We start from the raw sequence: 14,538 nt of genomic DNA on the forward strand, positions 1-14,538 counted from the left end.
ATGCGCGAGCAACTGCCCCGGCTTCTCGCCGCATCCCTGATCGCTGCGGTCGCGGTGTCGCTCGGTGGCTGCGCCTGGGCCCCCAAGCCGGCGAGCGAGCTGGACGTCACGTCGGCCACCACGCCCATCTACCCAACGGACGAAATCGCCGCCTCCGTGAACGCCGTTCCCGAGCGAACCGTCAAGCCGCTTCCGGTATCCCGGCTGGCGTCTGGTCTCATTCCGCCAACCAACCGGTGGTTCTCCGGCCTCGTCTTCGGCGAAACGTCGATGCCGGTCTTCCCGCTTCCGCTCTCGTTCGAGCTGACCGATAACGGCATGGACTTCGGACTTCCCGCCGTCTCCACCTCGCCTGCGGCGATCATGGGAGGGTTCAGAGCGGCGGTGTCGGTGGATGTCGGCGCCCAGGAGCACGAAGTCGTCGCGTATGACACGGCATCCGTCACCGTGGCACAGCGCTCCGGCGGCGAGGAGATCGGCCGTACAGTGATCGCGCAGGGTTCGCCCTTCGTCACCTTCACGGCAGCGCAGGACACCACAGTACGGTTCGGCACCGCGTTCAGCCCTGTCGATGAGCGCGTGGCCTTTGCCACCGTCGATGGTGTTGAGTACGGGGTCGTGTCCGATGATCCACTCGCGACAGACAGCGGGTCTGTCACCGTCAGCGCGGGCAACAGCGTGACGTGGTTCGCTGTCCCTGACGGCGGCGACCGCGACGAGCTCACCGCCGCTGCCGGCAACCGCCTCACCGGCACGAGCCTCACCTACGCCCTGGCCGATGGAAGGGCGAGCACCGCTCTGACGTACAACCTCGAAGCGACCGGACCGGCGCTGATGGCCGTGATGCCGCATCAGGCCTCGACGGATGCCGAGTGCACGCACGGCACCTACGAGAGTATCTATGGCCAGCTGCAGCTGTGCCGGGCGGAAACCCTCAGCTGGACGGTCCCCCGCCTGGAACCGTCGGGCACCCTCGACCTCGGCTCGCTGGAAACCGCAGACCGCGAGCGACTGCTCAGGCAGCTCGAGGCCGACGCAGCCGGCACACCGGCGTTTCCCGCCGACACCTATTTCGGCGGCAAAGCGCTCTATCGAGCGGCGAACCTTCTCAGCATTGCCCGCGAGCTTGGGGCGGACGACAGCGCTGCGAGTCTGGAAGACCGCCTGATCCGAGAAATTGACTCGTGGATGGAGCCGGACGGCTGCGAAACACGCGACGCCCGGTGTTTCGTCTACGATCCTGCCGCGCGGGGCCTTGTCGGACTTCAGCCCTCCTTCGGCTCGGACGAGTTCAACGACCACCACTTCCACTATGGCTACCTGTTGTACGCGGCCGCCGTCGTCGCGGCCGGCCGGGACGACGTGACGGAGAAATGGGCGCCCGTGATGAACCTGGTGGCCGCGGACCTCGCGACCAGTGGGTTGAGTGAGTACTTCCCGGAGCGGCGGGTGTTCGACGCGTACGCCGGGCATTCCTGGGCCAGCGGCACCGCCCCGTTCCGCGACGGGAACAATCAGGAGTCGAGCTCAGAAGCGGTGACCGCCTGGAACGGCCTCGCGCTGTGGGCCGAGGTGAGTGACCAGCCCGCGCTCCTGACAGAGGCGACCTGGATGCTGTCCGCTGAGGCGGCATCCGCACGGGAATACTGGACCGACTTCCCACTCGACTCCCCCGTGTACTCCGGCTTTGACCACACGGTCACCTCTCTCGTCTGGGGAGGGAAACGCGACTACGCCACATGGTTCAGCGCTGAGCCGAGTGCGATGCTGGGGATTCTTGTCCTGCCGATGAGTCCGGTTTCCGGCTTCCTTGCGGGCGACGCGGATCGGATTCAAGCGAATATCGACGAGGCGGCTCCCAACGGATTCGATGTCCTCTTCGGCGACTACCTGCTCATGTACTCGGCACTGGCCGGAGCGGATGCCGCCGCAGCTGCCGGCGACGCCGTGCCCGCGCTGCCGGAATCACGCATCGACGACGGCAACAGCCGCGCCTACCTGATGGCGTGGATCCTGTCGCGCTGACCGGCCACTCGACCGATGTCGCGCCGCGGCCGCGTGAGCCGACCCGGGTCGTCAGAGAACGCGAGAGCCGTGTGCGTCGAGAAACGTGACGTCCGGCATCCTTCGCGCGATGATCAGGAGCGCGGCGTAACCATCGGGGGTTGTCGGGGGCCAGGTCCACGTCGTCACGTTCGGCGCCGACGGCAACGCGGCTTCGAACAGGTCGACCTCGACGCCGGTCCGGCGGTGTTTGGCTGGAACCACGATCTCGACGACCCGGCCGCGAGTGTGAAGCGAGACGAACTGAAGCCTCGAGCCGGTGTGATCGTCGCGCACGATGAACTCACGCGTCTCGGGGTCATCGGGCGGAATCTCGGTGGTCTCGAACCTGTCGGACTCTTTCGTGGAGAATGCACCGCCGAGGCGCTTACCGAACAGGGCGAGCACGACGATGATGGCCACGATCGCGAAGATGCCGAAAATCCACTGACCGCCGGGGATGCTGTCGAACATGTCTTGGACCTCGGTGCGACTTCTCGCTGGGGGTTCGAGTGTGGAACAGGGATGGTGTGGACCTAAGGAGATTCGAACTCCTGACCTCCTCGATGCGAACGAGGCGCGCTACCAACTGCGCCATAGGCCCTGATAGAAAAAGATTATCACGCCGGGGAGCGCGATGAATCCATCAGCTGGCGGCTCGCCGACGCTGAAGCAGCGCCGTCAGGTCGGTTGGGGCGATCTCGGACTCGTCCACGACGCCCATCCCCGCAAACCGGCTGGCCGGTTCGACCGCTGGCGCTTCCTGAGCTGCGACAACCGGGACCAGCGGCGTGACGGTCGGAGCGAGCTCGACCGCACGCTCCGCCATGACCTGCGCGAGAGCGGCACGCCGCAGCGCGGCGTGGGCGTCGGCCTGGGCAATGGTGCCGGCGGCGCTCGACCCCTGCGACAGGTGCAGCGGCCGGGGAAGCGGCGTCGGCGTCCAGGTGCTTGGCACCGACACGGTCTCTTCAAAGCTCACCGGCTCGAAGGCCTGGGAGACGGGAACGGACCGGGTCACGGGCGCGGCAACCCTGGTTCGACCGGAGACGCGAGCCATGCGAACGAGCACAGCGATACTGCTGACGGCTGCCGCCACTCCTGCGGCGAGAACCAGCACTGATCCGCCGGTTGCCAGCAACCATCCGCCGACACCGACCGTGGCGAGCGATGCCGCGAGCACAACCGTCGCCGCGAGTCGCGCGCGCCGCCGTGCTCTCTTGACCCTGAGCCGAGCTGCTGCAAGAGCGGTTGCTCGCCGGACTTCCTCTGTCTGCCTGGCCCTCTCGGCCTCACGCTGCGCCTCGACGAGCGCGAGCGCTTCGAGCCTGGCGCGTTCGAGAGCCTCGGCCTCGTACTTCTTGAGAATTTTCTGCTGCTCAGCGACGCCGCGCGCGGTGGTCTCCACCCGCACCTCGGCGGGGGTTTCCGCAGTTTCGGCGAGGATCCTCAACGTCTGCTGGAGTCGAATGGCGTTGCGCTCGGTGGCGAGGAACTCGTTCCTGGCGAGCCACGTGGGCATCAGGTAGACGATCCACAGCGCAGCGGCGATCGCGAAAACGATCCCGCCACTCAAGAGTCCACTGCCAGCCATGGCTCCAAGGTACGAGGGAACAGGCACGCCACGCCGCATTGGCGAGGGTGTGTCACCCCCAAGTTGAGGTTGAAGGTTTAAAAGAGCGCTGCGGGAGGCACAATCGGCGTCTGGGCCGCGATCCGGTCGGATTCCGGAACCGTCGCAGCATCGGGAGGGACCTGCCCGTCTTTCCACCGGCGGAGCACGCCTCCCGGCACCTCCTCGCGAACGAGACCGAAGCAAAAGTGGTCCCGCCAGTCCCCGTTGATGTGGATGTACCGTCTGCGGAGACCCTCGTACCGGAACCCGAGCTTTTCGACGACTCTCAGGCTCGGCGCGTTCTCGGGCCGAATGCAGATCTCCACCCGGTGCAGGCCCAGCTGGGAGAAACAGTGGTCGGTGGCAAGCGCGACGGATGTCGGTGTCACGCTCCTGCCGGCGAACCGTTCGGACACCCAGTAGCCCAGCGTCGCGGACGACAGTGAGCCGTAGGTGATCCCCGACACGTTGAGCTGCCCGGCGAACTCGCCGTCGTACTCCATCACGAGCGGCAGGCCTGTGCCGGCCCTGGCGCTGGAGAGCAGCGAACGGATGCTCGCGCGCATGTCGAAGGACCGCGGCGCGTATGGGCTGGTCGCCTCCCACTGCCGCAGCCAGCTTCGGTTACCGAGGAGCTCGCGTTCCATGGCCCGCGCATCGCGTAACCGGACCAGTCGTACGGTGATGGGACCGTCGGTCAGAACGGTGGCAGGAAGAGCCAACCCGGGTCTCCTTTGATAGAGAACGTCGAACTAGTCGAGTTTGGCGGCGAATTCCTTGATCCAGGGCTTGAGCTCCACTCCCAGGTCCTCACGGTCCGAGGCGAGCTGGATGATGGCCTTGATGTAATCGAGGCGGTCTCCGGTGTCATAGCGTCGGCCACGGAAGATGACGCCGTAGACGCCGCCGGCGATCGAGTCGTCCGCGGCTAGCACCTGCATGGCATCCGTGAGCTGGATTTCGCCACCCTTGCCCGGCTCCGTCGTCTCGAGAACATCGAAGATCTCCGGGCGCAGGACGTAACGGCCGATGATCGCGAGGTTCGACGGCGCGTCTTCGGGGGCCGGCTTCTCGACCAGGTCGGTGATCTTCACGACGTCAGGGTTGTCGGTCGCTTCGACGGCGGCACAGCCGTACATCTGGATCGTTGCCGGGTCGACCTCCATCAGCGCGATGATCGTGGCCTGGCGGCTTTCCTGCTCCTTGATCATCGTCGTGAGCAAAGGATCGCGGGCGTCGATGAGGTCGTCACCGAGCAGAACCGCGAACGGCTCATCACCGACGTGCCTGCGTGCGCGAAGCACCGCGTGGCCAAGGCCCTTGGGATCGCCCTGCCGCAGGAAGTGAATGTCGGCGAGAGCACTCGACTCAACGACGCGGTTCAGGCGCTTCGCATCACCCTTTTCCTCGAGTGCCAGTTCGAGCTCGGTGACCCGGTCGAAGTGGTTGGCGAGCGCGTTTTTGTTGCGCCCGATGATCATCAGGACATCGTTGAGCCCGGCACTGACGGCCTCCTCGACGACGTACTGGATCGCTGGCTTGTCGACGACGGGCAGCATCTCTTTGGGGAGGGCCTTCGTTGCCGGCAGGAACCGGGTACCGAGACCTGCTGCGGGAATAACGACTTTGCGTACTGGATGAGGCATCTACTAACAGTAGCGGGATGCCGCCCCCGGCGGGGAGATGTCTCGCCGTAGCGCGGCGCCGGGCGTGTCAGGGCTGAAGGAGCCGCTCATCAGCGGATGCCGGCGCTCAGGCATCGCCGCCTAGAATGGGGCTATGCCAACCCAGGTGGACCATCAGAAACGTGCCCTCCGTGCCGAGCTGCGGGAGCGGCGTCAGAACCTGACCACGTCGGAACGTGAGAATGCTTCCACCGGCCTCACCGACAACCTCATTGCCCTGGCCACACGCCGGGGCGCGACCAGCATCGCCTGCTACCTCTCCGCGCCGAACGAGCCGAACACCCGCCCATTTGTGAACTGGGCACTCGCCAACGGCGTCCGGGTCCTGTTTCCGATCAGCCGCGAAGACGGCCTCCTGGACTGGACCGTCGGAGAAACGGGGTCCGAGGTTGAGGGCCTGTACGGAATGCCCGAGCCTGTCGGCGAACTCCTTGGTCCCATCGCGATCAACGAGGTAGACCTCATTTTTGTGCCGGCTGCCGCGGTAGGCCCCGATGGGATGCGGATGGGCTGGGGCCGCGGGTACTTCGACAAAACCCTCGGCTCAATGGAGAAATGCCCGCCGGTCTACGCGATCGTCTTCGACAGCGAACTCCGGGCCGACGTGCCATTCGAAAAGCACGACCAGCGGGTCGACGGCGCCGTCACCCCGTCACGCATTCTCGACTTTTAGCCACACACCGACCTCATCGGCACAAACGCCGCGACCGTTCCAGGAAACCCGAATGCCCACGTACTCATACAAATGCACAGCCTGTGACACGGCTTTTGACATCCAGCAGTCGTTCACCGACGATTCCCTCACCGAATGCCCCGAATGCGCCGGAAGGCTTCGCAAGCTCTACAGCGCGGTCGGAGTGTCGTTCACCGGGTCGGGGTTCTACCGCAATGATTCCCGCGCGGCGGCAGCCTCGACCGGTGCCAGGTCATCCGGCGGAAAATCGGATTCTGCGGGCTCGAATGACTCTGCCGGATCGAAGGACTCTGCCAGCGCCACGAAGGAGAAGGTATCTTCGTCGCCTGCCAGCGGTTCCGCTGGCTCGTCGAGTACCGGTAGCGCCGCTGCCGCTTCGTGACCATGGGGGCGAAATTGCTTAAGGGATTCAAAGACTTCATCATGCGGGGCAACGTCATCGACCTTGCCGTCGCCGTTGTTATCGGAGCCGCGTTCACCGCTGTCGTCAACTCGATAGTCGAGCGCATCTTCAACCCGCTCATCGGGGCACTGTTCCAGGCCGACAGCCTCGACAACGCACTCATCGTGTCGGTTGGCGATGCGAAGCTGCAGTTCGGCGCTGTTCTCGGCGCGATTATCAGCTTCCTGATCATCGCGGCCGTGGTGTACTTCGTCTTCGTGCTGCCGATCAACACAATGAAGGAACGCGCCGAGGCCAAGCGCAAGGCAGGCATCGTCGAAGAGAAGGCCCCGGTCACCGAGATCGACGTCCTCACCGAGATTCGCGACCTGCTGGCCAGAAGCAACCTCAAGGAATAGAAGCAACCTCAAGGAATAGCGGCCCCCCTGGCTAGCCCCAGTGCGGCGGAACGTCCTGGAGCAACTGCGCGTCGTTCGGGCCGGCCTCAGCCGGGCGCGCTGCAGGCCGCCCGCCCCAGGACCGGTCCGTGTCTTCGGATGCGAGAACCGCCTCCCGGCTGGCCTGTGGCGTTGGATCAGTGCCAGGCATCGGCGGAAGGACCGCACGTCGCGAACCTGGGACCCGGCGTACCCGCTCTGCGTCCGGTGTCCTGGCATCACCGGGCTGCGGCGATCCAGGGACTTCGGGCACTGGGCGGTTCGACACGTCGATCAGTGTACGCGCTCCTGCTGGTCATCTTCGGAGACGTCCGCGACATCGCTGGCGACATCCGTTTCAGGGCTGTTCCCGGCGTTCGCATCGGCGTTGCGTGACGGAACACCGAGCATCGCCAGGATCTTGCGCGTCACGCCATCGGGGTCGCTGAACAGATCGAAGCTGTGTACGCGGAGGTAGTGCCAGCCCAGTCGGCGCAGCACGTCCGGACGCAGGCGCAACGACTCCCGCAGCGAGTCGCTGCTGACCTCGGGGTCGGACTCCACGGCGATCGCCTTGCCCTCGTACGCCGCGACCAGGGCGAGCTTGCCGCGATAACCGACCTCAACGGACAGGCCGTGGCGGTACAGCCGTTCGGCGAGGTCGATGAGCATCGGTTCGGCACCGTCGGTAGCGGGCGGCGCGGGGACGTGCTGGACGGGTTGCTTGAGGATCTCGGCGAGCGCTCCGATGCCGTGCTGCATCCGATCGGTGTCGATGTCTTCTGGACGGATGCACGACACGATCACCATGGATCGCCTCGCTCGCGTCATACCGACCGCGAGCAGGCGGTCGCCGCCCGGCCGGGCAAGAGCGCCGAAGTTGGACAACACGCGGCCGTGCGGGGTGACACCGTAGCCGAGGGAGAAGATGACCCGGTCGCGGCTCTCGGCCACCGACTGCTCGAGCGTGAGCACGGAGAACGGCTCCGGCCGTTCCTTGAGGATGAAGTCGGAGAGGTCGCCGCGCATGGCAAATGCGGAGATGACCGCCTGGTGCACACGGGTGGCGTGCTTCTCGCTCGCGGTGACCACCATGAGCGATTCGCGCGGCCGGTTGATGGCGTGTTCGAGTACGAGGTTGACGACGCGGGCCACCTCGGCGTCAACGCTCTCCACTCCCCCGGTCTCCGGGTCGGGCATGCCGTGCCCGTTCGGAACGTAGTCGAGGGTGAGGCTTCCGTGGCCGAGGAAGGACCCTGCCCACGGCAGTGACTCGATCTCGCCACCGTAGAACCTGTGGTTGACCAGCTCGGCCAGGTCCTCGCCCCCGGCGCGGTAACTGCGCGTGAGGGTCAGGGTCGGCAGCAGGCCGGACAGTCGTGCGAGAGCCGAGTCGGCGTGCCTGGCGTCAACATCGTCGGCGCCGGCGGCCGGTGTCGGAACGCCGATGGCGACGGTGAACGGCGTCGGGCTTTGCGTGACCGGGTCACCGACGGCGACGACCTGGCGTGCCCGGCGAATCGCCCCGGCGTTCTCCGCGAGGGTGGTTGCCCCGGCGTCGACGAGGAACACCGTGTCGAATCGGACGCTCTCCGGGATGAGGTGGGCCTCATATACCGAGGTGAGCCACACCGGGGACAGCACGCGGGACAGGTGGGGTGCCGTGTTCTCGAGTTTCGTCGGCGTTGCGCCCTCGGTGCGGAGTAGTTTCTTGAGGGCCGTTGCCTCATCCGGGTAGTCGACGAGGCCGATCTTCCAGTTCTCGGAGAGCAACGCGCCGAGCAGTGCGCCGGTCGACGAGGCATGCGCTTCGTCGACGAGGCGGAAGTCTGCTTCGAGCCTGTCGATGACGCTGGTGTTCGCGCCGAGCAGTGCACGGTCGGTCGTGAGCATGTGCTCGAGCACCGACTGCCACCAGGCGAGCTCGAGTTCGTTCGCAACCTTCGCCTCGGGGACATGGCGCACCGAAAGGTCAGTGATGAGCGGGGCGAGCCCCTTCTCGCGCAGCTCGGCGATGAGAGTGGTCCGCTCCTGGAGGTTCTCCATCACCGCGGAGTCTGCTGCCAGTCCCGACATGAGCCTGACGAGCTCCTTGACGGGCATCGAGAGAAGCGACTGGGCCTTCGCCGTGCGGCTGAGCGGCGCGTCGAGCTGGGAGAGATCCTCGACAACACGCTGGTACGCAACCTGCACGTCGGCAATACCGAGCGGAACCTCCGGGTTGACGCCTGCCGCCACATATCGCTGCCACAGCGTGCGCTGCTGCTGAATCCGTCGCAGCGCCGCATTGATGTCTGTGACGTGCACGCCCGGCCGCACATACTCGCGAGCGAGCTTCTTCAGCCGACGGCGGTTGGCGCCGGTCATGCTCGGGGCGTCCCGCCTTGCGCTTGTCGCGGCGATGAGTTCGCCGAGTGACCTGTCGAAGACGCTCGGCTGGAACTTGTCCAGGGTCTCGCGAATGTCGAGGAGCAGCCGGAGGTAGATGCCGAGTTCCTCGATGGACTCGAACGCACGCATCCGGGTCTGGCCGATCAGTTCGTATCCGCGCTCGAGCAGGCGCGGCAGCTCTGTCCTGTGCAGCTTCTTGGCCAGGGCGTGCGTCGCCTTCGCCTGCTTTGTGCTGGCGAACTGGGCGCCGTACCAGGGTGAATCATCCGGGCCGTACTGGAACTCACCGAGCTGGGCAGCGGTCGCGAGCTTGCGAGCGATGATGTCGCGGTTGCCTGCGAGCTTCTCGAGAGAGGCGAGGTCGAGCCGCGCGGTCGTCGTCGGCTGGTCCTGGAGGTTGCCGAGGCGGGTGAGAGCCTGGAGCGTGTCGATGACGCTGACACCAAGCCCGCTGTCGATCCGGCCGAGGGAGCCGCGGTAGTCGAGGAGCACCTTGCGCAACCGGACAAGCGCGTCGTCAACGTCGGAGACCTTCGGTGCGACAGCCTTCTCATTGCGCGATATCGCCTGGATCAGGTCGCGGCGAATGGTCGCCGGTGACACGGTAATGCCCGGGAGACCGACCTTCCCGAATCGGTGACGTATGCCATCGAGGCTGGAACGCCTTGCGCTCACGACGAGAACACGCTTGTGCTGGGAGACGAGGCTGCCGATGGCGTTGACCACCGTCTGCGTGCCACCGGTGCCAGGAAGGGTGGTGACCACTATGGAGTGCCCTGCCGCGATCTGGGCGATCACGTTTTCCTGCTCGGTGTCGGCGTCGAGCAGGAGCGTATCCGTTGTCGGCGGCCTGTCGTCCTGGCCGATGGCATCCACCGGCCGGAACAGACCTTCAACGAGCCTGCGCGCCCCGGGGTTTCCAGCGAGCGCGTTGAGCACCGGGTGGTCAAGATCCCTGGCGTCGCGAACGAGCGCTGTGCCGACCTCGGCGAAGCTCGACACCACGAGCCTCGGCTGGACGCTGAACCACTCGAGGTGCTGGGTGAGTCCGCGCAGCCGGTCGATGACGGGCTGCGGTTTGAACGCACCGTTGGTGACGGCGAGCGCCTCGAACGCCTCGGCGTCGAGCGTGATCTGGAATTGCTCGTGCAGCGCCCTGGCGAGCTCCGGGTTGAGGAACGGGGTGCCCTTGAGCTTCAGCTCGAAGTCGCGGCCGTAGCGGCGGATGGCGACGGGACGCAGAAGAACGGGTGCAGAGAACTCTTCTTCTCCGTGGCGCCACTCGGCGAGCCCGATCGCGAGGTGCACCGATTCGATGCCGCGCACTGTCCGCAGTTCGACACCCTTGACGGTGATCTGATCCGCCGCGGCTTTCGCGCCGCGGAGTGCGAGCTCGTCACGAATGAGGTTCGACAACAGAGTGGAATGCCCGGTGATGAACTGGGGCAGGCCCCCCGGGTGCGTGGAACTTAGCTCGATGCGATTGCGCGGGTCGTCCACGAAGTGCAACAGCGGGGATCGCCCACCGGCCGTGGCGAGTTGCTCACGCCACCGTTTCCGGGTCTCATCCGCCACGTTGCCCACTGTGAAATTCGGGTCTCCGACGCTCAAACCAGTGGGACTGGTGACCGAACGCGCAAGGGAATTATCGACGTCAGCGATATCGGAATCGCGAGTCTCTGGTTTCTTGTCTAGCCGCCACACATCCACACCCTAAGCTCTGTCGGGCCCAATCGCCGGTAGCACCACCGGATATTCGCCGAGTTGGGGTCATTCCGCCCGAGTTCTTACTCCCAGGGCCGAACGTGCTTCCGCTGTAGCACGGCTGGTCGTTCGACGGTGACCGACGTGTCCCGGGCCGTGGGGCCCTTTACCCTTGCGGGTTCACAAAGACCAGGGCCGCCACCAGATCGGCTGCCAGGAAAATTCCGGAAACCCACGCGAGGCTCCGGTTCCGGCCCACGAGAGCGAGGATGCAGGCACCGGCCAGGAGCAGGAAAGCGACGGATGCCATCACCACGTAATTCCGGATAGCACCGTCGCTGACGACGGGGCTACCCCAGATCGAGACGCGAGTGCCGACCCACTGCGAGAAGAGCGAGCCGATGAGCAGGCCGCCGGCGAGAAGTAAAACACCGGAGATCACCGAGAAGACGGAGCCACCGGTATCTGCGCGCGAAGGCTGGCTCTGGCGTTGCGGCGACGAATTGTCCATGAGCAACATCATCGTGCATCGATTGTTCGGGAAGCAGAACAGTTGGGAATCGGCGCGGCGCGGCAGTGCGGAAAAGCTCTTGCGCTTCACTGTTGGGCTCCGCTACCGTGATGCCTACGCCCAATTGACGAAAGGAGTCCAGCGTGTTCTCAATGATTATTGCAATCGCCTCACCCACGGCTGGCTTCGTCGGCGTCCTCACTGCCTGACCAGTAGAACACCCACCGGTTCAGACGGTGGTGACGGTTTCGAAGCCAGGCCAGGCGGCATCCGCAGACTTCTGCACCCTGCCAACAGGCTTATCACCCCGTATGTGACGAGCAGCTCGTCGCACTCTGCCCGCACCAGCGGGTTCCCACTCTTCGGCGGTCCCGAGCGCTCTCTTCGGCGTGCCTGGATCCCACTCTTAAGGACATATCTCCCATGAATACCCACTTTGTGAGCGCTCCCGCTCGCCAGGAACACCCACCCCAACCCAGCACGGTTCCCGTTCGGACGGAACGAGCGGTTCGCCGTGTCGGACTGCTCGACCGAGCGGCGCTCCACCTCGGGGTTGCCCTCGTCACGTGGAGCCGTCGGCCTCGCACGGCCAAACCGAATGCACGGCCGGACCTCACGCCCGTACTCGATGACGCTGGCCGGCGGGAAGGCGAGGACGCTCAACGGCAGCGTGAGGAATGGCGCGATCAGTTCCTCGCCATGCGACCGTTCAGGTAACGGATGAACTCCACAGCTCGGGGCCAGCATCGGACTCTCCCCTGCCGGTCCCGAGCGCCATCTCAGACAGCCGCTGTCTCGAACAGCCGCTGATGAGCACTTGTGGTCACTCTTCGTCTGCGGCCTGCGCCCTCACTGCGGTCCTACCCCTCGCACGTCACCGTCCGTATGCTGTGCGCATGAACCCGCTCACTCTCGTACTCATCGTGTTCGCAGTCACCTGCGCGTTCTGCTGGATCGCGTCCCTGATCACGAAAGACACCTCGTGGGTCGACCGGCTCTGGTCGGTCGTTCCGGCGGTGTACGTCTGGATCTTTGCGGGCGCTGGCATCGGTACAGGCGAGGACGCCGCGCGACTGGTGCTGATGGTGGTCCTGGTGACCGCCTGGGCGGTGCGCCTCACTTTCAACTTTGCGCGGAGGGGCGGGTACACCGGGATGGAGGACTACCGCTGGGGGATCCTCCGCGCGCGGATGAAACCGTGGCAGTTCCAGCTCTTCAATCTGTTCTTCATCGTGCTGTACCAGAACGCGCTCCTCGTGCTCATCACGCTGCCCGCTCTCGTTGCATGGCAGAACCCCACTCCGCTGAACGGATGGGACGGGGTGTTCGCCGTCCTGTTCGTCGCGTTCCTAGTTGGCGAGTTCACCGCAGACCAGGAACAGTGGAACTTCCACGAGGCGAAGAAACGCAGGGCGGGAGACCTCGGGCCTGGCTTCCTCACCTCGGGCCTCTTCCGGTTCAGCCGGCACCCCAACTACTTCTTCGAGCAGGCACAGTGGTGGACGTTCTACGCGATCGGGGCGACGGCAGCGGTCTCCGCGGGACACGGCCTGTTGGGCGGGGTCCTCAACTGGACGATCATCGGCCCGGTGCTGCTGACCGTGCTTTTTATCGGCTCAACGCTCTTTACCGAGTCCATCAGCGCGTCGAAGTACCCGGCGTACGCCAATTACCGACGCTCAACATCAATGCTCATCCCCTGGCCGCCGAAGCACACGCAGGGACAGCCCCAGCCGGTCTGACCGACGAAGATCCTGACCGCTGCGGACGTGCACCCTGCTTCGGGCGGTCAATCGCGGTGTCTGTCGTCGTATCGACGACGGCAACCCGGAACATCCGCCCGAAACTACACCGACCCGCCATCGCCCGATAACGGGACAGGCCTCAGGCGGCAATGGCGAACACCCCGGGCCGTCAAGAACCACGGCCGCCATGATCCTGACCGTTGCCGACGTGCACCCTGCTTCGGGCGGTCAATCGTGCTGTCTGTCGTCGTATCGACGACGGCGCCCCGGAACATCCGCCCGAAAATACACCGACCCGCCATCGCCGACCGCGGAACAGGGCTCGAGCGGCTGTGGGGAATGACCCCGCCCGGCGACAACTGCGGCCGACGAACTGCGGCCAGGGTTTCCTCGTGGAATGAACTCCTGTGGTGCCCCTGGAGGGATTCGAACCCCCAACCAACTCCTTAGGACGGAGGTGCTCTTCCGTTGAGCTACAGAGGCTGACTCCAGAAGTTTAGCGGAGAGAACGCCGCCCACGTGAACAACCGCCCGCTTGTTCCCCGCGCTCCCGACCTACGCAGCGGCAGGCGTGAGGTACTGGTCCCACGCCGGTATCGCTTTCTCGGCCCCGCGCACAGCCCACGTCGGACCGTGGGGCATCCGGGGCTTGATCCGCAGGGACCAGCCCATCTCGGCCGGCGTGCGGTTGCTCTTGGCGTTGTTGCACCGCAGGCAACAGGCCACGAGGTTCTCCCACGAGTCCTCGCCGCCGCGTGACCGGGGGATGACGTGATCAATGGTCGCGGCGAGTTTGCCGCAGTACCCGCACCGGTTGGCATCCCGCCGCAGCACGCCCCGACGCGTCACGGGAACGCGACGGGAAGCGGGAATGCGCACATACCGGTTGAGAACGATCACCGCGGGCCTTTCGTGGGCACCATCAGATCCCCACACTGGATTCTCGGCATCCACCTCGATGATCGCCGCTTTCTCGTTCATCACCAGCACCAGCGCCCGGCGGAACGACACGATGGCAAGGGGTTCGTATCCGGCATTCAACACGAGTGTGCGCATGTCACGTTTCCTCTCAAATTGCCGCGACGGCTTCGCGGTTATTCGGTGTTCCGACCTGAGGCCGAAGAGAGGATCCGGGTAAACAAAAAGCGCAGTCTATGCAGACTGCGCCTTTTCGCCACCACCGTTGAAGGGGCGACATGCTGAACCGGAATGGTCGCGACCCTGGCACGCACAAGCATCCGTGGTGTGGATACCTGCGTGTCGGGTCATGAGCTTCCTGCTGCTTCTTTCTGAGGTCAGGGCTTTAATGTAACGCACAAATGGCGTGCTTC

14 protein-coding genes and 2 tRNA genes are annotated in these 14,538 nt (G+C 65.3%); 6 read left to right on the forward strand and 10 right to left on the reverse strand.

Annotated elements, in window-relative coordinates:
- On the forward strand, positions 1-2,025 hold the full coding sequence (locus AC1X6S_RS05330; protein ID WP_483404729.1) for a glycosyl hydrolase: 2,025 nt from the start codon (positions 1-3) through the stop codon (positions 2,023-2,025).
- Between the two features lie 51 nt (positions 2,026-2,076).
- Here the strand turns inward: AC1X6S_RS05330 and AC1X6S_RS05335 are convergent, their stop codons facing one another.
- The 5 genes from AC1X6S_RS05335 to galU form a co-directional block, all read right to left on the reverse strand.
- Positions 2,077-2,517: a hypothetical protein gene (locus AC1X6S_RS05335; RefSeq protein WP_483404730.1), complete on the reverse strand. Its 441-nt coding sequence runs from the start codon at positions 2,515-2,517 to the stop codon at positions 2,077-2,079.
- A gap of 57 nt (positions 2,518-2,574) precedes the next feature.
- Positions 2,575-2,647: transfer RNA gene (locus AC1X6S_RS05340), tRNA-Ala, on the reverse strand.
- Positions 2,648-2,689: 42 nt separating this feature from the next.
- Positions 2,690-3,637: a large exoprotein gene (locus tag AC1X6S_RS05345; RefSeq protein WP_483404731.1), complete on the reverse strand. Its 948-nt coding sequence runs from the start codon at positions 3,635-3,637 to the stop codon at positions 2,690-2,692.
- Between the two features lie 77 nt (positions 3,638-3,714).
- The gene (locus AC1X6S_RS05350; protein ID WP_483404732.1) at positions 3,715-4,380 is read right to left on the reverse strand and encodes a GNAT family N-acetyltransferase; all 666 of its coding nucleotides are present in this window, start codon (positions 4,378-4,380) and stop codon (positions 3,715-3,717) included.
- A gap of 30 nt (positions 4,381-4,410) precedes the next feature.
- Positions 4,411-5,304 (reverse strand): UTP--glucose-1-phosphate uridylyltransferase GalU, encoded by an 894-nt coding sequence (galU, locus tag AC1X6S_RS05355; protein ID WP_483404733.1) that lies wholly within the window; start codon positions 5,302-5,304, stop codon positions 4,411-4,413.
- Between the two features lie 133 nt (positions 5,305-5,437).
- Between galU and AC1X6S_RS05360 the strand changes: the two genes are divergently transcribed.
- From AC1X6S_RS05360 to mscL, 3 genes are read left to right on the forward strand one after another with little or no spacing between them, the layout of a single operon-like run.
- Positions 5,438-6,016 carry a 5-formyltetrahydrofolate cyclo-ligase gene (locus tag AC1X6S_RS05360; protein WP_483404734.1) on the forward strand — a complete coding sequence of 193 codons (579 nt, stop codon included), beginning with the start codon at positions 5,438-5,440 and terminating at the stop codon, positions 6,014-6,016.
- A gap of 52 nt (positions 6,017-6,068) precedes the next feature.
- Positions 6,069-6,419: an FmdB family zinc ribbon protein gene (locus AC1X6S_RS05365; protein WP_483404735.1), complete on the forward strand. Its 351-nt coding sequence runs from the start codon at positions 6,069-6,071 to the stop codon at positions 6,417-6,419.
- A gap of 14 nt (positions 6,420-6,433) precedes the next feature.
- Entirely contained in the window at positions 6,434-6,838 is a 405-nt protein-coding gene (mscL, locus tag AC1X6S_RS05370) for a large conductance mechanosensitive channel protein MscL (protein ID WP_483404736.1), read from the forward strand.
- A 31-nt stretch (positions 6,839-6,869) separates the two neighbouring features.
- Here mscL and AC1X6S_RS05375 read toward each other — a convergent pair whose 3' ends face one another.
- The 3 genes from AC1X6S_RS05375 to AC1X6S_RS05385 all read right to left on the reverse strand — a co-directional run bounded on the left by AC1X6S_RS05375 (position 6,870) and on the right by AC1X6S_RS05385 (position 11,462).
- On the reverse strand, positions 6,870-7,145 hold the full coding sequence (locus AC1X6S_RS05375; RefSeq protein WP_483404737.1) for a hypothetical protein: 276 nt from the start codon (positions 7,143-7,145) through the stop codon (positions 6,870-6,872).
- Positions 7,146-7,150: 5 nt separating this feature from the next.
- Complete coding sequence (locus tag AC1X6S_RS05380) at positions 7,151-10,951, reverse strand: AAA family ATPase (RefSeq protein WP_483404738.1); 3,801 nt, start codon at positions 10,949-10,951, stop codon at positions 7,151-7,153.
- A gap of 166 nt (positions 10,952-11,117) precedes the next feature.
- Entirely contained in the window at positions 11,118-11,462 is a 345-nt protein-coding gene (locus AC1X6S_RS05385) for a hypothetical protein (protein WP_483404739.1), read from the reverse strand.
- Between the two features lie 423 nt (positions 11,463-11,885).
- Between AC1X6S_RS05385 and AC1X6S_RS05390 the strand changes: the two genes are divergently transcribed.
- A complete protein-coding gene (locus AC1X6S_RS05390; protein ID WP_483404740.1) occupies positions 11,886-12,179 on the forward strand; it encodes a hypothetical protein in 294 nt (97 codons plus the stop codon).
- Positions 12,180-12,358: 179 nt separating this feature from the next.
- Positions 12,359-13,204, forward strand: a complete 846-nt coding sequence (locus AC1X6S_RS05395; RefSeq protein ID WP_483404741.1) for a DUF1295 domain-containing protein — start codon at positions 12,359-12,361, stop codon at positions 13,202-13,204.
- Between the two features lie 411 nt (positions 13,205-13,615).
- Here AC1X6S_RS05395 and AC1X6S_RS05400 read toward each other — a convergent pair.
- Together AC1X6S_RS05400 and AC1X6S_RS05405 are read right to left on the reverse strand one after the other, a co-directional pair.
- Positions 13,616-13,690 (reverse strand) — tRNA-Arg (locus AC1X6S_RS05400).
- 72 nt (positions 13,691-13,762) lie between these two features.
- Complete coding sequence (locus AC1X6S_RS05405) at positions 13,763-14,263, reverse strand: HNH endonuclease (RefSeq protein WP_483404742.1); 501 nt, start codon at positions 14,261-14,263, stop codon at positions 13,763-13,765.
- Between the last annotated feature and the right edge of the window lie 275 nt (positions 14,264-14,538).

Source organism: Mycetocola sp. Y442, assembly GCF_056898615.1.